At 69.3% G+C, this 16,795-nt stretch carries 12 protein-coding genes; 7 read left to right on the top strand and 5 right to left on the bottom strand.

The features are described 5' to 3' along the window. Positions 1-57: 57 nt before the first annotated feature. Positions 58-2,562 carry a leucine--tRNA ligase gene (gene leuS / locus ACNI3K_RS12590; protein ID WP_419392256.1) on the bottom strand — a complete coding sequence of 835 codons (2,505 nt, stop codon included), beginning with the start codon at positions 2,560-2,562 and terminating at the stop codon, positions 58-60. A 227-nt stretch (positions 2,563-2,789) separates the two neighbouring features. On the opposite strand from leuS, the gene ACNI3K_RS12595 reads away from it, so the two are divergent. The 3 genes from ACNI3K_RS12595 to ACNI3K_RS12605 all read left to right on the top strand — a co-directional run bounded on the left by ACNI3K_RS12595 (position 2,790) and on the right by ACNI3K_RS12605 (position 7,273). Beyond that, a complete protein-coding gene (locus ACNI3K_RS12595) occupies positions 2,790-3,566 on the top strand; it encodes a cohesin domain-containing protein (RefSeq protein WP_419392257.1) in 777 nt (258 codons plus the stop codon). A gap of 44 nt (positions 3,567-3,610) precedes the next feature. After that, the gene (locus tag ACNI3K_RS12600; protein WP_419392258.1) at positions 3,611-5,425 is read left to right on the top strand and encodes an amidase family protein; all 1,815 of its coding nucleotides are present in this window, start codon (positions 3,611-3,613) and stop codon (positions 5,423-5,425) included. 114 nt (positions 5,426-5,539) lie between these two features. After that, positions 5,540-7,273, top strand: a complete 1,734-nt coding sequence (locus tag ACNI3K_RS12605; protein WP_419392259.1) for an SH3 domain-containing protein — start codon at positions 5,540-5,542, stop codon at positions 7,271-7,273. A gap of 2 nt (positions 7,274-7,275) precedes the next feature. On the opposite strand, the gene ACNI3K_RS12610 is transcribed toward ACNI3K_RS12605, so the two are convergent. From ACNI3K_RS12610 to ACNI3K_RS12625, 4 genes are read right to left on the bottom strand one after another with little or no spacing between them, the layout of a single operon-like run. Beyond that, on the bottom strand, positions 7,276-10,716 hold the full coding sequence (locus ACNI3K_RS12610; RefSeq protein WP_419392260.1) for a glycosyltransferase: 3,441 nt from the start codon (positions 10,714-10,716) through the stop codon (positions 7,276-7,278). Between the two features lie 34 nt (positions 10,717-10,750). Further along, on the bottom strand, positions 10,751-11,587 hold the full coding sequence (locus ACNI3K_RS12615) for a transglutaminase family protein (RefSeq protein WP_419392261.1): 837 nt from the start codon (positions 11,585-11,587) through the stop codon (positions 10,751-10,753). Continuing rightward, positions 11,584-12,507 carry an alpha-E domain-containing protein gene (locus ACNI3K_RS12620; protein WP_419392262.1) on the bottom strand — a complete coding sequence of 308 codons (924 nt, stop codon included), beginning with the start codon at positions 12,505-12,507 and terminating at the stop codon, positions 11,584-11,586. Before ACNI3K_RS12620 ends, ACNI3K_RS12615 begins: the two co-directional genes overlap by 4 nt. Beyond that, complete coding sequence (locus ACNI3K_RS12625; protein WP_419392263.1) at positions 12,501-14,111, bottom strand: circularly permuted type 2 ATP-grasp protein; 1,611 nt, start codon at positions 14,109-14,111, stop codon at positions 12,501-12,503. The genes ACNI3K_RS12620 and ACNI3K_RS12625 overlap by 7 nt, the downstream gene beginning before the upstream one ends. A gap of 88 nt (positions 14,112-14,199) precedes the next feature. Between ACNI3K_RS12625 and ACNI3K_RS12630 the strand changes: the two genes are divergently transcribed. The 4 genes from ACNI3K_RS12630 (at position 14,200) to moaA (ending at position 16,767) form a co-directional block, all read left to right on the top strand. Then, positions 14,200-14,715 (top strand): PH domain-containing protein, encoded by a 516-nt coding sequence (locus tag ACNI3K_RS12630; RefSeq protein WP_419392264.1) that lies wholly within the window; start codon positions 14,200-14,202, stop codon positions 14,713-14,715. Between the two features lie 98 nt (positions 14,716-14,813). After that, the gene (locus ACNI3K_RS12635) at positions 14,814-15,326 is read left to right on the top strand and encodes a MogA/MoaB family molybdenum cofactor biosynthesis protein (RefSeq protein ID WP_419392265.1); all 513 of its coding nucleotides are present in this window, start codon (positions 14,814-14,816) and stop codon (positions 15,324-15,326) included. Then, complete coding sequence (locus tag ACNI3K_RS12640) at positions 15,326-15,745, top strand: molybdenum cofactor biosynthesis protein MoaE (RefSeq protein ID WP_419392266.1); 420 nt, start codon at positions 15,326-15,328, stop codon at positions 15,743-15,745. Before ACNI3K_RS12635 ends, ACNI3K_RS12640 begins: the two co-directional genes overlap by 1 nt. Then, positions 15,742-16,767 carry a GTP 3',8-cyclase MoaA gene (moaA, locus tag ACNI3K_RS12645; RefSeq protein WP_419392267.1) on the top strand — a complete coding sequence of 342 codons (1,026 nt, stop codon included), beginning with the start codon at positions 15,742-15,744 and terminating at the stop codon, positions 16,765-16,767. The genes ACNI3K_RS12640 and moaA overlap by 4 nt, the downstream gene beginning before the upstream one ends. The last annotated feature ends 28 nt before the right edge of the window (positions 16,768-16,795 follow it).

Here is a 16,795-nt window from a genome sequence, read left to right on the forward strand (position 1 = left end):
AGCGACGGGTGACCGGCATCGCTCAGAGGCGGTGCGCCGTGCGGCGAGGGCCGCGCGCTACTTCGGAACGATGTTGACGAGCCTGGGCGCGCGCACGATGACCGTGCGGATCTCCGCGCCGTCGAGTGCGCGCTGAACGGTGGCAGAGGCGAGCGCCGCTTCCCTCAGCGCGTCCTCGCCGATGTCGGGCGCGACCTCGAGACGATCACGGACCTTGCCCTTGATCTGCACCACGGCCGTCACGGTCTCCTCGACGAGCAGCGACTCGTCTACCGCCGGCCATCCCGCGCGCGCGACGTTGTCGTGGCCGAGCATCGACCACATGTCCTCCGAGCAGTAGGGCGCGAACAGGCTCAGCAGCACCGCGACCGCCTCGGCAGCCTCGCGCACGGCCGGGTCACCGGCCCCCGGGCCCGAGTCGATCGCCTTGCGGGTCGCGTTCACGAGCTCCATCACCCGGGCGACGACCACGTTGAACCGGAACCCCTCGACCAGCGTGCCGCAGTCGTGGAGCGTGCGGTGGGTGACGGCACGCAGAGCCGCGTCGCCGGCGGAAGCATCGGCCCCGGGCTGGGAGTCGACGTCGCGCGCCAGGCGCCAAGCACGCGCCAAGAACTTCGCGCTGCCAGCGGGCGACACATCCGCCCAGTCGATGTCGTCCTCGGGAGGTCCGGCGAACGCCATCGTGAGGCGGATCGCGTCGACCCCGTACTCGTCGAGCTGCTCGCTCAGACGCACGAGGTTGCCGCGGCTCTTCGACATGGCCGAGCCGTCCATCTGGACCATGCCCTGATTGAGCAGCGCGCTGAACGGCTCCTCGAAGTCGACCATCCCCATGTCATGCAGGGCCTTGGTGAAGAAGCGGGCATACAGCAGGTGGAGGATCGCGTGTGTCACGCCGCCCACGTACTGGTCAATCGGTGCCCAGCGCGCCGCCTCGGACGGGTCGAACGGGCCGTCGGTCTTGCCCGGCGACAGGAACCGCAGGAAGTACCAGGACGAGTCCACGAAGGTGTCCATGGTGTCCGTGTCGCGGGTGGCGGGGCCCTCGCACGTGGGGCAGGTGGTGGTCACCCACTCGGTCGCCGCTCCCAGCGGGGAGGTGCCCTTTGGCTTGAGGTCGAGGCCCTCGGCAGGCGGGAGCTCGACGGGCAGCTGGTCGTCGGGAACCGCGACCTCGCCGCAGGACTCGCAGTGCACGATGGGGATCGGCGTGCCCCAGTAGCGCTGGCGGGAGATCAGCCAGTCGCGAAGCCGGTAGTTCGTCGAAGCGCGGCCCAGACCGTCGGCGCCGAGACGGGCCGTGATAGCGGCGATGGCCTCTTCCTTCGCCATGCCGTCCAGGTCCCCGGAGTTGACGAGAGTGCCGTCCCCCGTGGTCGCGATACCGGAAATGGCCGGATCGGGCAGCGGCTGACCTTCCTCGTCACGACAGTCGAGCACCGCCCGTACGGGCAAATCCATCGCGCGGGCGAAGTCGAGGTCGCGCTGGTCGTGGGCGGGCACCGCCATGATCACGCCGTGACCGTAGTCCGCCAGCACATAGTCGGATGCCCAGATGGGCAGCCGTTCGCCATTGACGGGGTTGATCGCGTACATGTCGAGGAACACCCCGGTCTTGGGCCGCTCGGTGCTCAGGCGGTCGATGTCGCTCGAGCTGCGCACGCTCTCCACGTACGCCTCGAAGTCCCGCCTAACCCCCGCATCGGCGCTCGCGGCAAGCTCAGCGGCGAGGTCCGAGTCCGCGGCCACCACCATGAAGGTCGCGCCGTGAAGCGTGTCGGGACGGGTCGTGTAGATGTCGACCGGCTCGTCGCGGCCCTCGATGCGGAACGTGACGTCGGCCCCCGCCGAGCGCCCGATCCAGTTGCGCTGCATCGCGATCACTTTGGACGGCCACGTCTCCTGCAGCCCGTCCAGGTCGTCGAGCAGGCGGTCTGCGTAGTCCGTGACCTTGAAGTACCACTGGTTGAGCTTCTTCTTGGTGACCGGGGTGTCGCACCGCTCGCAGAGCCCGCCCACGACCTGCTCGTTCGCGAGCACGGTCTGGTCCTTGGGGCACCAGTTGACGTTGCTGTGCTTGCGGTAGGCCAGCCCGCGCTCGTGCATGCGGGTGAAGAGCCACTGGTTCCAGCGGTAGTAGTCCGGACGGTGAGTCGCGAGCACCCGATCCCAGTCGAACGAGCACGCGTAGCGTTCCATCGAGGCGCGCTGCTGAGCGATGTTGTCCTCGGTCCAGCCGCGCGGGTCCAGTCCGCGAGTGATCGCGGCGTTCTCCGCGGGCAGCCCGAACGAGTCCCATCCAATGGGGTGCATCACGTTGTAGCCGCGCTGGAACCAGTATCGCGCGATGACGTCGCCAAGCGCGTAGGCCTCGGCATGACCCATGTGGAGGTCCCCGGAGGGGTAAGGGAACATGTCGAGCACGTACTTGGTGGGCCGGTCGTCCTCGGGGCCCGCTGCGCGGAACGGCTGGGTGCGGCGCCACTCGGGCAGCCAACGCTCCTCGATCGCGCGGAAGTCGTAGCGGGAAACGTCGGTCTCAGGGCTCGCGGAAGTCACCCGCCGATTCTATCGGCGTGTGGGCAGGCTCCAATTCGGCCCAGATAGCGCCTGATACATGGCCGAAACCTGGGGCATCATTCTCGAAACAGAGATTGTCTAGCGTGATCAAGACGCCGGCGTCCACGCTTCAGACGCGCCGGTGGCACTCCGCGTCGGGAGCTCTCACCCCAACAAGGAGCATGACCTCGATGCACTCACCATCCATGTCGTCGCGCACGCGACGGATGACAGTCCTGAGCGGCCTCGTCGCCGCCAGCATGATGTTTGCGGGAGGGGCCGCATATGCGGCGCCCACCGCAGGCACACCAACCGTCGAGGCACCCGCCTCCGTCGACGAGGGCGACACGTTCACCGTGACCGTGACGCTGCCCGCGACCGAGGACGTCTTCGCGTACTCGACGACTCTGGCCTTCGATCCCGCCCTCGTCGAGTACGTCGATGACAGTGCGGCGGGTCCCGACGGCGGGTTCTCCTCGTCCTCCACTACGGCCGATGCGGTCACGTTCACCCACACACGCCTGGGCGGCTCTCCGGCACTCGACGGCGACCTCGTGCTGTTCACGGCCGAGTTCGTCGCTCTCGGCGGCGGCTCCGCCGCCTTCGAAATCGGTGCGCTCACGCTGGTGGGCACGGACACCGAGGAGCTGTCGGTGGACGCCGAGGCTTCAGCCGACACCGAGATCACCCCCGCAGACGGTGGCACCGATGGCGGTGGCACCGATGGCGGTGGCACCGATGGTGGTGGAGACGGCGGCACGGACGGAGGCACCGATGGTGGGACTGATGGCGAGACCGACGGCGGCACCGATGGTGGCGACGGCGGCACCGGCACTGGCGACGGCACTGCTGAACCAGTCTCCGACGACGTCAGCGTGGGCGGGTCCGGAGCGGACAACCTGTCTGACACTGGCGCCTCGCCCGCGGGCTTGATCGCGGCCGCCGCCATCGCTCTCGCACTCGGCATCACGCTGGTCGTGCGCAAGTCGGTGATGGCCCGATGACCGCCAACGCACCCCTCGATCACTCATCCAGCAGGAGAATGTCCATGAAGTCTCGTCGTACCCTCTCCGCCGTGGGTGCCGGAGCGCTCGCCGCGACGCTGGCCATGCCGGCCGTCGCCTCGGCCGCACCCGGCGAAGCCCCTGCGGCCTTCCTCTCCCCCTACTACACCGAGCTCGACGTGACGGGCGACCGTCAGGTGTCGACCGCGGACCTTGAGGTCGTGGCCAACAGTCTCGGAGCCACGGCCGACTCCGCGTCGTGGGACACCGTCGCGGCCGCGGACGTGGACGAGGACGGCACCATCACCGTCACCGACCTCGCGGCGGTGTCGCAGCGCATGATCTATGACGACGGCGAGTTCGAGATCGTCGAGGCCAGCGTGCTCGACATGCAGGCGGCGATGAACGCCGGCGTGACGTCCTCGGTGGCGATCACCCAGGAGTACCTGGACCGCATCTCGGCGTACGACACCGTCACCATCGACCCGGCCGACGGTGGGCGCCCGCTGAACTCGATCATCTCTACCAGCGCGGTGGCTCTGGACGCTGCCGCGCAGGCGGACGCGGTTCGCGAGTCCGACGGGATGACGAGCATGCTGCTCGGCGTGCCGATCGCGCTCAAGGACAACTACAACACCTCCGACATGCCGACGACCGGCGGCTGCTCGTGCTGGGACGACAACTGGACCGAGGACGACGCCTCCATGGTGGAGGGCCTCCGGGACGCGGGAGCCGTGATCCTCGCCAAGGCGAGCCTCGACGAGTTCGCCTACGGTTTCAGCTCGGTATTCAGCTCCTTCCAGGAGCCGGGTGAAATCACGCCGATCGCCAGCCCGTACAACACCACGCGCACGGCCGGCGGATCCTCGGGGGGAAGCGCGGCATCCGTCGCGGCGAACCTCGTCGGCATCGCACTCGGCACCGACACGGGCGGGTCGATCCGCGTGCCCGCGTCCTACAACCAACTCGTGGGCGTACGGCCCACGGTGGGACTGTCCAGCCGCGACGGCATCATCCCCCTCGCGCTCTCGCAGGACACGGGCGGACCGCTCACGCGTAGCGTGGTCGACGCGGCCGTGTCGATGGATGCCCTGACCGGAGTGGACGAGAACGACCCCGTGACCTCCAACCAGGCGGGTCTCGTTCCTGAGTCCTACACGGCGTACCTCGATGAGGACGCGCTGGACGGCGCCCGGATCGGCTACGCCTCGTCGATGCTCCCGACCTCGAACGCGACCGTGATGGCCGGGTGGAACGCCGCCGTCGCGGCGATGGAGGCCCAAGGCGCCACTGTTGTCGAGATCACGCCGCCGGAGGCCTTCACCGCGGTCCTGGAAGAGGGAAGCGGCAGCACGAACGAGTTCAAGCACGATCTGGACGAGTACGTCGAGGCCTACCTTGCACCCGAGGTCGAGTTGCGCACGCTGACCGAGATCCTGGAGACGGAGAACTTCGTCACCCAGCGCCGCGGCACGTACGAATACCGCAACGGCGTCACCTCTGAGACCTACGAGGAGTGGGCCGGTCCCGAGGGTTCGCACACTCTTCAGTTGGCGGCGGGTAAGGAGCTGCTCCACGGCATGTTCGACGAGTACGAGCTGGACTCGCTCGTGTACCCCTCCACCGTGATCTACGGGACGTACAGCCGCAACATGCGGCTGAGCCCTAACACGGGTATGCCGGCGGTCACCGTACCGATGACCGTGGAGACCGAGGGCGACCGCGCAGGCGGCGGCGCTGGACTGGAGTTCCTGGGACGCGACTTCGCCGAGGGCACCATCCTGGGTCTGGCGTACGCGTTCGAGCAGGCCACCGACGTGCGCACCACGCCGGCGCTGTACGGGCCTGTCGAGGACTGACGGCACAGCACAGCACAGGCGGGGCCCCGGGAGATATCCCGGGGCCCTGTCGCGTGACACAGGCGGACACCACGAGTGGCATACCCCACACCACTGTTTACTTGGGCTCAGCGGATGCCGATCATCCCCAAGGGATGTCGCGCGCGGCCGTCGCGCGACCCCGCTGATCGAGAGGCAGGCCCGCGCATCCACGCACGCATCACCCGCACGCGAATCTTCGCTACCCGCGCCGCGAGCGCGCTCGCCATGGGCGCCGCGCTCGCCTTCTTCGTGACGCCCGCTCAGGCGCAGGTGGTCTCGCCCAGCCCGAGCGATACGCCCTCGGTTGCGCCGTCTAGCACCGTGGCGCCCACCGCGACGCCGGAGCCGACGACGAGCCCCGCTCCCGGCACCACACCGAGGCCTTCGCCGGCGCCCACCGCTGAGCCCGACGCCGCCGAGTCACCGGCTCCCGCCCCGAGCCCGTCGACGTCGAACGATCCAGCGCCGCCGAGCGACGAGCCGACCCCGGACACCGCCGATGGCGCTGATGAGTCCGCCGACGCCCCATCCACCACCGACCTCGAGATCGCCGCCTCGGCAGGACCGCGCATCCAGTTCGTCGACGTCTCCAGCCGCACCGGCGACGCCCTGTACTCGGAGTTCGCCGCCGAGATCGCATGGCTCGCCGATTCCGGCCTCAGCGAGGGTTGGCTCCTGTCCGACGGCTCGCGCGAGTTCCGGCCCTACGCGTCAGTGTCCAGGGACGCGATGGCGGCCTTCCTCTACCGGTTCGCCTCATCGCCAGCTCACGTGCCGCCCACCCGGTCTCCCTTCGTGGATGTGCTCCCCACCACGACCGAGTTCTACCCCGAGATCACGTGGGCCGCTGATGCGGGCATCTCCACAGGCTGGAAGGTCTCCGGCGGCAACGCGTACCGCCCCTTCACCGCGATCACGCGCGAGGCGATGGCGGCGTTCCTGTACCGCTATGCCGGCTCCCCCGATGTGACGCTCCCCCAACGCTCCCCGTTCATCGATGTCTCGTCCTCGTCGCCGTTCTACAAGGCCATGGTGTGGCTCGAATCCACCGGCGCCTCCAACGGCTGGCAGACCGACAACGGCGCGGAGTTCCGCCCGCGCGCGACCATCACCCGAGACGCCATGGCGGCGTTCGTCAATCGGCTGGACAGCGTGGGCGTGGCGTTCACGCCGGTCGATGCCTCGACGCCGCTGCTGCGCCACTCGGTGATGTACGTCTACGGTGCCGACACCCTCAACATCCGGTCGGGCCCGACGACGTCGCACACGGTGATCGCCAGGCTCTCGCGAGACGCGGCAGTGCCCACCACGGGCACCGTGTCGTCCGGCGGCTGGATCGAGGTGCTCATCGATGGCAAGCGCGGCTGGGCGTCTGGCTACTACCTGATCGGCAAGGGGGGTGCGACGATCACCCAGGCGAAATCCACGTACTCCAACGGCCGCATCCCTGAGTCACACCTGTGCCCGCTGTCGTGGGATCGCGCCGAGATCCTCCTGTGCCAGGCGGCCGAGGACTTCGAACGGCTCAACCTCGCCTTCCGGGACCGCTACGGCTACAACATCCCCGTGAACGACTCGTACCGCGATTACGCAGGACAGGTCAGGGCGAAGGAACTGTACGGGTATCTCGCCGCGACGCCCGGGACGTCCAATCACGGCTGGGCGGCCGCGGTCGACATCTCCGGATCCTCTCTGCCCGGCGGCTACCAGGGAGCCACCTATCTGTGGCTGCGCCAGCAGCTCGCGGGCTACAACTGGGTGCTGCCCACGTGGGCGCGGCCGGCAGGCAGCAAGCCCGAGCCCTGGCACTTCGAGTACACGGGCTGAGCTCAGCCCTCCGCCAGTCGGGCCGCCAGGGCATCGAGGGACACCAGCCACTCCCGCCGCGCCTCGAGTTCGGCGGGAATCTGCAGCCGGTGCGCCCCTGGGTCCGCGAGGAACTCCGTCAGCTCGGGCAGTTGGAACAGCTGCGCCTTCTGGCGGAAGTAGTCGCTGGCACCCATCAGGTAGGCGGGTTTGCCCATGAACGCGCCGAACAGGGCGGTGTGGTACGACGACGAGAGCACGACATCCACATCGAGCACGCCCACGAGCTCGGACGGCAGACCCGTCCCGAACCCGTACTCGAGGGACGCCTTGGCGATATCGATCACCGAGAAGTCGGCGAACGGCAGGTCCTCAGCGAGCGCCGTGACGGTGTCCAGAGTGTCGCGGACCTCGGGGCGCGGATCGTCGTACGCGTGGAGGAGCACGAGCTCGCAGCCGGGCATCGCTGCCACCACCTCATCGAGCACGCCCCGCCACATGGCGAGGGCACGGGCACCGCCGGCGTAGTCGGAGGTGTTCATGTGGATCGCGACACGGACCGGCCCCTCCGCGCGCACATGACCTTCCGCCGCACGCGCCCAGTCCTGGAAGATCTCGGTGAGGTCGTCGAAGGTGAATCCCACAGGAACGTCGAGCCCGCCGCTGGCCAGATCGAAAGACACGTGGTCGCGCAGGCCCACCTGGACGATCCGGTGATGTCGCGCAAGCTCCGTGAATCCCTCGAGAGCGGGCGCGTCGATCTGGAGTCCAGAGAAGAGGATCGGTGCCTCGCCGGCATCGCGCGCGACGGCGTCGATCAACGGGAAGTGCTCGCCGCCCCATCGTGCATTGAGGTAGCCGCCGCCCACGACGTGGAGCAGACGACCGTCGCGCGGCAGCGCGACCTCGACCAAGCCCGCAGTGCGCAGATCCTGGGGACGAGTCGTCGCGAAGACCACCGCATCGGCCGGATACCACGCCTCCAGCTCGACGGCCCTCCCTCCCGGCAGCGCCGCGTGCCCCGGCATGATCAGAGTCACCGGGAGAGTCTCACGCTCTCTCCAGGACGCCAGGATGTTCTTGGTCTGCAGGATGTCGCCAAAGTTGGAGTGGCCGTTGGAGCCGGTGTAGACGACCACGCCTGCTCCGTGCTCGGCGAGCACGCTGGCGGTGGCGGGCAACGCGTAGTACCTCATCGCACTGCGAGCCCACTCTCCGCGTCCCGCGGACCGCGGCAGGTAGCCGGGCAGGCCCTCGAGCAGCGCGTCGAAGGCGTCCCTCGATGACCGCCGCACCACCCGGTGGTGCGCGGCGACGGCTCGCGCCCGCGCTCCTGCAGGATCCGAGCGCAGTGCCTCGATCGCCGCGAGGTAGCCGTCGATGCCCGACCTCGGGTCGACGGGAAAGGCCACCTCGTCGTCGATCATCTCTGACATTCCGCCCACCATCGGCGCGATGACGGGCAGCCCGCTCGCCATCGCCTCGAGCACCACCATCGCGATGCCTTCGTAGTCCGAAGTCAGCAGCAGCGCATCGAACTGCTCGGGGTGAGCGTTGAGGAACCCGCCGTCGAACGGCTCCTCAACGACCGCGACTCCCGCGGCTGCGCGTGCCAGGTGCTCGCGCCACTGCTCGTCCGTCTCGATCACGGGCCGACCCCTGATCACGATCTCGACCGGCTCCCCGCGCTCGTGCAGCACGTCCGAGATGTCGGCGACGCGATCGAGCCGCTTTTGGAGGTCGAAACGTCCCGCCCACAGGAGACGGACCGGGCCCGACGACGGCCGGCGCTCGGCGCGCGCGGCCAACGCCGGCGCCAGAGCCTCGGTGTCGACCACGGTGAACACCGTGAACAGCTCGCCCGGCACGCCCTGGACCTGCACGACCTGATCCACGAACGCTTGGCTATCCGTGAGGATGCCCGTCACGTGATCATAGAAGTCGCGGGATCGGTTGTAGAGGAACGACCATTCGGACTGGTCGTCGTAGCGGTCGATGCAGAACGTCTGGAGGTAGATGCGGCTGTGCGGAGCGATCTGGCGGCCGAAACGCTCGACCGCCCAGAAGCCGGCAACGGAGTTGTTGATGTGGATCGTGTCTGGCCGGAGTTGCGCGCACACCATCGCGAGCACTTGCTCGGTGAACTGCGGCCACAGTCCGAACTGCCCGAGCTCGACAACGGTGACGCCGCTCGGCACCTCCGCCAGGTGCTCGGAGGCATCGGGCTCGGTGGTGATGAGCGCGACTGTCGCGCCGGGCCTGAGCCGCTGCACCGCGTGCAGGTGCTCGAGCGTCATGCGGTCGCCGCCGCCGGTGCGGACCCACAGCGCCACCGCGAGGAAGTCGACCTCGGCCGGCAGCTGATCGATGGCGGACCAGTACGCGAAGCGGTCGGGCACGGACAGGTCGTCGTAGTCGGTGCCGACGGTGCGGTACTCCACCAGGTGGCGCTCCACGGGGGTGCGCAGCAGCGGCTGCAGGAGGTGGGCACCGTGCCAGTCGTTGATCTCGTGCGCGGTGAGGGCGCGAAGCTCGGCGGGCACCTCACGGAGCTCCGGGGACGGGCCGTTCGCGCGAAGCTCGTGTGCGACTCTCCCGGCGACCCCGCGCGCCAGACGTGCCGCGCGGCGCAGCGCGCGCACCGGCAGCGGGCGTGAGCGCGGGGCCGGCGCGCCCTGGGGTGCACGCTGCAGCCGGCTCGCGAGGCGTGCCGCCTCGGTGCGGGCGAGCGTCTTGTCTCGCATCAACGCGTTGCGCGGGACCAGCGATCCCCCGTGCGCGTGAGACAGCGACCCGTGATGACGCACGTGGTAGTACAGCGTGGTCTCTGCAGCGATCAGATGAGGGATGCCGGCCGCGACGGTGTCGCAGTTGAAGGCCCAGTCCTCGGGTCCGAAGCCCGTGTGAGGCCGGCACTCGCGGTACGGGTGCGCGAGCGCGACCTCGCGGTGCATCAGCGCGAAGGCGTCCCACATGTTGAACCACGCCAGCAGCCCCGGCTGGAAGCGGGGGTCACGCGTGCTCATCAGCGGCCACACCGCGAGGTCATCCCCGAACTTCAGGATGCGCGCGGGATGAACGATGCTCGGCTCGGTCGCCGCGCCGAGCACGGCGTGAGCGGCGGCCAGCCAGTTCTCGGAGGGCAGGTTGTCGGCGTCGAGCACGCCCACCAGCGGCGCCGTCGACGCCGCGATGCCGTCGTTGCGCGCGAGCCCCAGGTCGCCGTGGTCGACGTCGGTGACCTGCACACGGACGGCATCGGCGAGCACGGCTCCGGCGACGAGCTCATCGACCTGCTCGACGGTCCGTGCGTCCGCACGGTCGCGGACGAGAACAACCTCGACCGAGAGGCCAGCGTGACTCGCGTGCGCCAGGGTGCGGGCCAGACCGCGCACCGTCGGGATCATCAACCGGCCCTCGCGGTGGGTGGTGACGACGACGGCGATGTCTGGGCGGGGGGTCACCGGATCAGGCTACCGGCTGCACGCCCCCACAGCCTCACGCCACCTGGGTCACGGAGACGGTGACGTCCAGATGCTCGGTGCTGCCTGCGACCACACCGGTGAGGGGCGGGATGTCCGAGTACTCGCGGGCGCGGCCCACGATCACGTGGTGGTCCCCGACCTCCCGGTCGTTGGTCGGGTCGAAGCCCGTCCACTCCCCCGTCCACCACTCGATCCAGGCGTGCGACTCGCCGTTGACCGTCTCGCCGATCTCGGCGTCTCGCTTCGGGTGGAGATAGCCCGATACGTAGCGCGCAGGGATGCCCACGCTGCGCAACGCGCCTGCGGCGAGTTGCGCGAGGTCTTGGCACACCCCGGACCGCGCCTGCCAAGCGTCCGATGCGGCAGTGTGAACATTCGTCGCGCCTGGCACATAGCGGATCTCGTCGTACAGATGCTCGCAGATCGCCCGGGCCGTGTCGTCCGGCGTCAGCCGCCCCGCGGCCTCGGCCGCGAAGTTCGCGAGCTCTTCAGGCGGCTTGGTCATCGCGGAGTAGTCGAGGTACTCGCACAACAGGTCCTGGAAACGAGGCCCATGGAGCGTGTCCCAATCTGCGCGCTCGGCCCGCACCGGCTGCGACACGATCTCCACCAGGGACGAGGACAGCACGGTGAGAGTCCGGTGAGGCTGGAGCACCTCGAACGCCGTCACGTCACACTCCCAGTAGTCCCGGTACGTGGTCCGCCACGACACGGGCGAGATCTCGACCTTGGAGTCGAGCACGCGCTGGCGCGGCAACCAGGCGGGGGTGAGCCGCGCCTCGTTGTACGAGGACGGCACATCCTTGCCGTACCGGAAGTGGGTCCGGTGCTCGATCTTCAACTGGGTCACAATGCCTCCTGGTTCCAGGCGACCGTCGCGGCCGGCAGGAAGTAGCGATCCCGAATGAGGTCCGATGCGGTCGCACACGCCCGCTGCACCTCGTGCATCTGCGGCACGAGGTCGTCGAGAATGTCGCGCACCGGGCTGTACTCGAGATTGGTGCGTGCCCGGCCGAGCGCGAGCCGCGCTCGTCCCGCCAGCACACGGTTGGACTCCGAACCCTCGATCTCCGTGAGGATCGACTCGGCTCGGTCAAGGTTGTACGCGATGGACCGGGGGAAGAGCCGGTCGATCAGCAGGAACTCCGCCGCCCGCTCCTCGGTGACGAGTGCGCGCACGGTGCGCAGGTACGCCTCGTGGGCGGAGCACGTGCGCAGCAGGGTCGTCCAGTTGGGACCGGTGGTGCCCTCGAGGCTGCGGGTCATCAGCAGCCTCGCGATCATGTCGGCACGTTCGAGCGAACGGCCCAGCTCCATGAAGTGCCAGGCGTCGTCACGCGAGGTGGTGGCGGAGGACAGCCCCCACACGATGGCAGCTCGCTCCCGCACCCACACGAAGTACTCGTGGGGCCGGGAAGCGCGGGTCCAGCGCGGCAGGCCCATGCGGGTGGTGTTGAGCGCCTCCCACACCTCGGTGCTGATCACCTCGCGAGCGCGGCGGGCGTTCTCCCGCGCGGCGGTGAGCGTGCCCGCGATGGACGCGGAACTGCCGACGTCGAAGGCCAGCTTGCGCAGCACATCGTCGCGGCTCACCTGGTCCTCGTGCGCGATGTTCATGACAGACAGCAGCGACGCGTTGGCGCTGGGCTCGTCGACCCAGGGGTCCTCGAGCAGCACATTGAGGTGCACATCGAGGAGCCGGGCGGTGTTGTCCGCGCGCTCGACGTAGCGTCCGATCCAGAACAGCGACTCCGCGATCCGGCTCAGCATGGCTCGCTCCCCTCGGTCCGTAGCTGCTGTTGCTGCTGTTGCTGCTGCGCCTGCTGGCCGGCGACGTTGTCGTCGGGGTGAGCCGCCTGCGGCACCGAGGTCATTCCGCTCAACTCGACGCGTGACTCCGCCGGACCGTGCAGCGAGCCACGGTGGCGCACGCCACCGAGCACCCACGTGTCCTTGGAGCCGCCGCCCTGCGAGGAGTTGACGATGAGCTGTCCGCGCGCGAGCGCGACCCGGGTCAGGCCGCCGGGTAGCACCCACACGTCCTCGCCGTCGTTGATGGCGAACGGCCGCAGGTCGACGTGGCGCGGCTCCAGGCCATCGTCGGTCAGGGTCGGCACCGTCGACAGTTGGACGACGGGCTGCGCGATCCATCCGCGGGGGTCGCGCAGGATCTGCGCACGCACCTGTGCCAGTTCCTCACGAGAGGCCCGGGGGCCGATCGTGACACCCTTCCCGCCTGCGCCGTCCACCGGCTTCACCACGAGCTCGTCGAGCCTGTCGAGGACCTCCTCGCGGGCGTCGGCCTCCTCGAGGCGCCAGGTGTCGACGTTGGGGAGGATCGGCTCCTCGTTCAGGTAGTACCGGATCAGGTCGGGCATATAGGTGTACATCAGCTTGTCGTCCGCCACGCCGTTGCCGATGGCGTTCGCGATGGTGACGTTGCCCAGCCGTGCAGCGGTCACCAGCCCGGGTGCACCGAGCGTGCTGTCGGAGCGGAAGGCGACCGGGTCGAGATAGTCGTCGTCGACCCGCCGATAGATGACGTCCACGCGGCGCCGGCCCGCGGTGGTGCGCATGTACACGCGGCCGTTCGTGGTCTCGAGGTCGCGACCCTCGACCAGCTCGACGCCCATGGTGCGCGCGAGCAGCGAGTGCTCGTAGTACGCAGAGTTGTACACGCCCGGAGTGAGCACCACGATCGTGGGATCGTCGACGCCTTCGGGAGCGGACTTCGCGAGCGACGCCCGCAACCGGCGCGAGTACTCCAGCACCGGCCGGATGCCCATCGCGCCGAACATCTCGGGGAACATCTGAGACATCGCGCGCCGGTTCGACAGCACGTAGCTCACGCCCGACGGCACCCGCACATTGTCCTCGAGCACGCGCCAGATGCCGTGCTGGTCGCGGACCAGGTCGATGCCGGAGACGTGGACCCGCACCCCGTTCGCCGGCTCGACGCCGGCGACCTTGCGGTAGAAGTGCGGTGAGGTCGCGATGAGCCGCCGGGGCACGATGCCGTCGGTGACGCAATGCTGAGAGCCGTACACATCCGAGAGGAAGGCCTCGAGCGCCTTCACGCGCTGCGACACTCCCGGGGAGATGATGTCCCACTCGTCGCCGCCGATCACTCGAGGCACGATGTCGAGGGGGAACGGCCTCTCCTCCCCCGCATGGTCGAACGTCACGCCCTGTGCGAGATAGGTGTTCGCGAGAGCCTCGGCGCGTGACACCAGGTCGTCACCGGACATCCGATCGATCTCGGCATACACGCGCGCGTACGGCTCGCGGATACGGCCGTCGACGTCCATCGCCTCGTCCCAGGCGGCTGAGGGCGTATATCCGGTCCAGGGCGTGTGGGCGATGGCGTCGGTCATGGCCCCACGGTAGCCGCCGCTGGTTGCCGCGGCGTTTCCTGGGGCCTTCATCAGTGTGTCGGCGTCCCGCTGCCGATAGAGTCCGCTCATGGGATACCCCGACCGGCTGCTCGCCCCCGAGGAACGCCTGCTGCTCCACCGGCACCGTCACTGGAAGGCGCTCATCGCCCCCACGCTCTGGGGAGCCGTCCTCACCGGCGGCGCGATCGCGTTGTACCTGTGGATCGACGGGCGAGATCTGGAGGCGACGCTCGCGTTGGCGCTGGACATCGCGCTGCTGGTCGCGTGGGCTGTGCTCGTCGGCTGGCTCACGGTCGCGCCCTTCGTGCGCTGGATCACGACCCACTTCGTCATCACCGATCGCCGGGTGGTGTTCCGCACCGGCGTCTTCACCAGGTCCGGCATCGACATTCCGCTCGCACGCGTGAACACGGTTCAGTTCCGCCACGGACTCATCGACCGGATGTTCCGCACGGGCACGCTGATCATCGAATCGGCGTCCGACGATCCGCTCGAGTTCGACAACATCCCTCAGGTCGAGAGGGTCCACGCGATGCTCTACGACGAGCTTCACGACGAGCTGACCGAGGCCGACAGGACCTGATCACGGCCGGCGGCGTCGCGGCGCGCGCCGCACGCAACGCGCCGGAAACGCTCGCTGCCTACACTGACCTGACGGCTACCCAGAAGGCAGGCAGGACCATGACCGATGCGCGTGCTGCGCGATCCTTGGCCGGTGCATCCGCCGCGGTCGTCACCGTCTCCGATCGCCGCTCAGCGGGCCAGGCCGAGGACACCGCCGGTCCCGCTGTCGCCGACGCACTCCACGCGGCCGGCGCCGCCGTGGAGGCCTGGGTGGTACCGGACGGTCTCGACTCCGTGACCACCGCGATCGAGCAGGCGCTGGCCTCGGGCGCACGCCTGGTGCTCACCGCGGGCGGCACGGGGGTGCATCCGCGAGACGTCACTCCTGAGGCGACCCGGCCGTTCCTCGCCCGTGAACTGCCGGGCATACCCGAGCTCTTGCGAGCCTCCGGGGCGCGCAGCACCGAGATGGCAGCCCTCACCCGCGGCCTCGCCGGAGTGAGCGCGGGTCACGCCCCGGCGGTCATCGTGAATCTCCCGGGGTCAGAGCCCGGCGCGCGGGACGGCATCGAAACGCTGCTGCCCCTGCTCGCTCACCTGCTGTCTCAGATTGACGGAGGCGACCACTGATGGGCGTCACGCTCGCGCGGGTGGGCCCCGCCCCCCTCAGTCTCGACGCTCACGTGGCTGCGGTCACAGGGCCGCAGCACGGCGCGGTCGCGACGTTCCTGGGGCAGGTGCGCGACCACGATCCGAGCGTGGAGGGCGAGGTCACCCACCTCGAGTACTCCGCGCACCCCGACGCAGAGGCGGAGATCGCGCGCATTGCCCGCGAGATCTGCCCCGACGGGGCCGCGCTGGCGGTCACCCACCGCGTAGGTCTGCTCGCGGTCGGGGACGCGGCGATCATCGCCGCCGTCGCCAGCCCGCACCGCGCACAGGCCTTCGAGACGTGCCGCGAGCTCGTCGAACGCGTCAAGGCCGAGCTGCCGGTATGGAAGAGGGAGATCCTCTCCGACGGCTCGCACACCTGGGTGGGGATTCGATGACCGGCGCTCGTGACACGCCGTCCGCACACCCCGGGCTGACCGACCGGTTTGGCCGCGATCACCGTGACCTGCGCATCAGCCTCACCGACCGATGCTCTCTGCGGTGCACCTACTGCATGCCCGCCGAAGGTGTGCCGTGGCTGAAGAGCGACACCATGCTGAGCACCGATGAGCTGGTGCGGGTGGCCCGCGTCGCGGTCGAGATGGGGATCGAGGAGATTCGGCTCACCGGCGGCGAGCCCCTGCTGCGCACGGACGTGGTCGACGTGGTCGACCGGCTGGCGCGTCTGGAGGGCCCGGCAGGCCGGCCGGAACTGTCGCTCACCACCAACGCGCTGCGACTTCCCGCCCTCGCCGCCCCCCTGCGCGATGCCGGGCTCGCACGCGTCAACATCTCGCTCGACACGCTCCGGCGCGACAGGTTCCTGGAGCTCACCCGGCGCGACCGGCTCACCGACACTCTCGCCGGCATCGCCGCTGCCGACGCTGCTGGGCTGTCGCCCATCAAGATCAATGCCGTCGCGATGCGCGGCGTCAATGACGACGAGATCGTGGACCTCACCCGATTCTGCGTCGAGCACGGCTATCAGATGCGGTTCATCGAACAGATGCCGCTCGATGCGGGGCATACGTGGGACCGCCACGAGATGGTCACCGGCGAAGAGATCCTCGCTGCGCTCACGGCGCACTGGGCTCTCACCGAGCGCGGCGGGCGCGGTGCCGCTCCCGCGCAGGTGTGGGACATCGATGGCGGACCCGCCTCGGTGGGCGTGATCGCCTCCGTCACCCGGCCGTTCTGCGGCACGTGCGATCGAGTGCGGCTCACCGCGGACGGTCAGCTCCGCGCGTGCCTGTTCGCGCGCAAGGAGTCAGACCTGCGGATGCTCCTGCGGGACGGCTCGGACGATGCGGCGCTCGCGGAGGCCATCGCCGCGTGCCTCCGGCTCAAGCAGCCGGGGCACGACATCGACGACCCCAGCTTCCTTCAGCCCGACCGGCCGATGAGCGCGATCGGTGGATAGGCCCCGAGCGCCCCGCCGATGCGACACC

Source organism: Demequina ureilytica, assembly GCF_048553575.1.
Classification (GTDB): domain Bacteria; phylum Actinomycetota; class Actinomycetes; order Actinomycetales; family Demequinaceae; genus Demequina.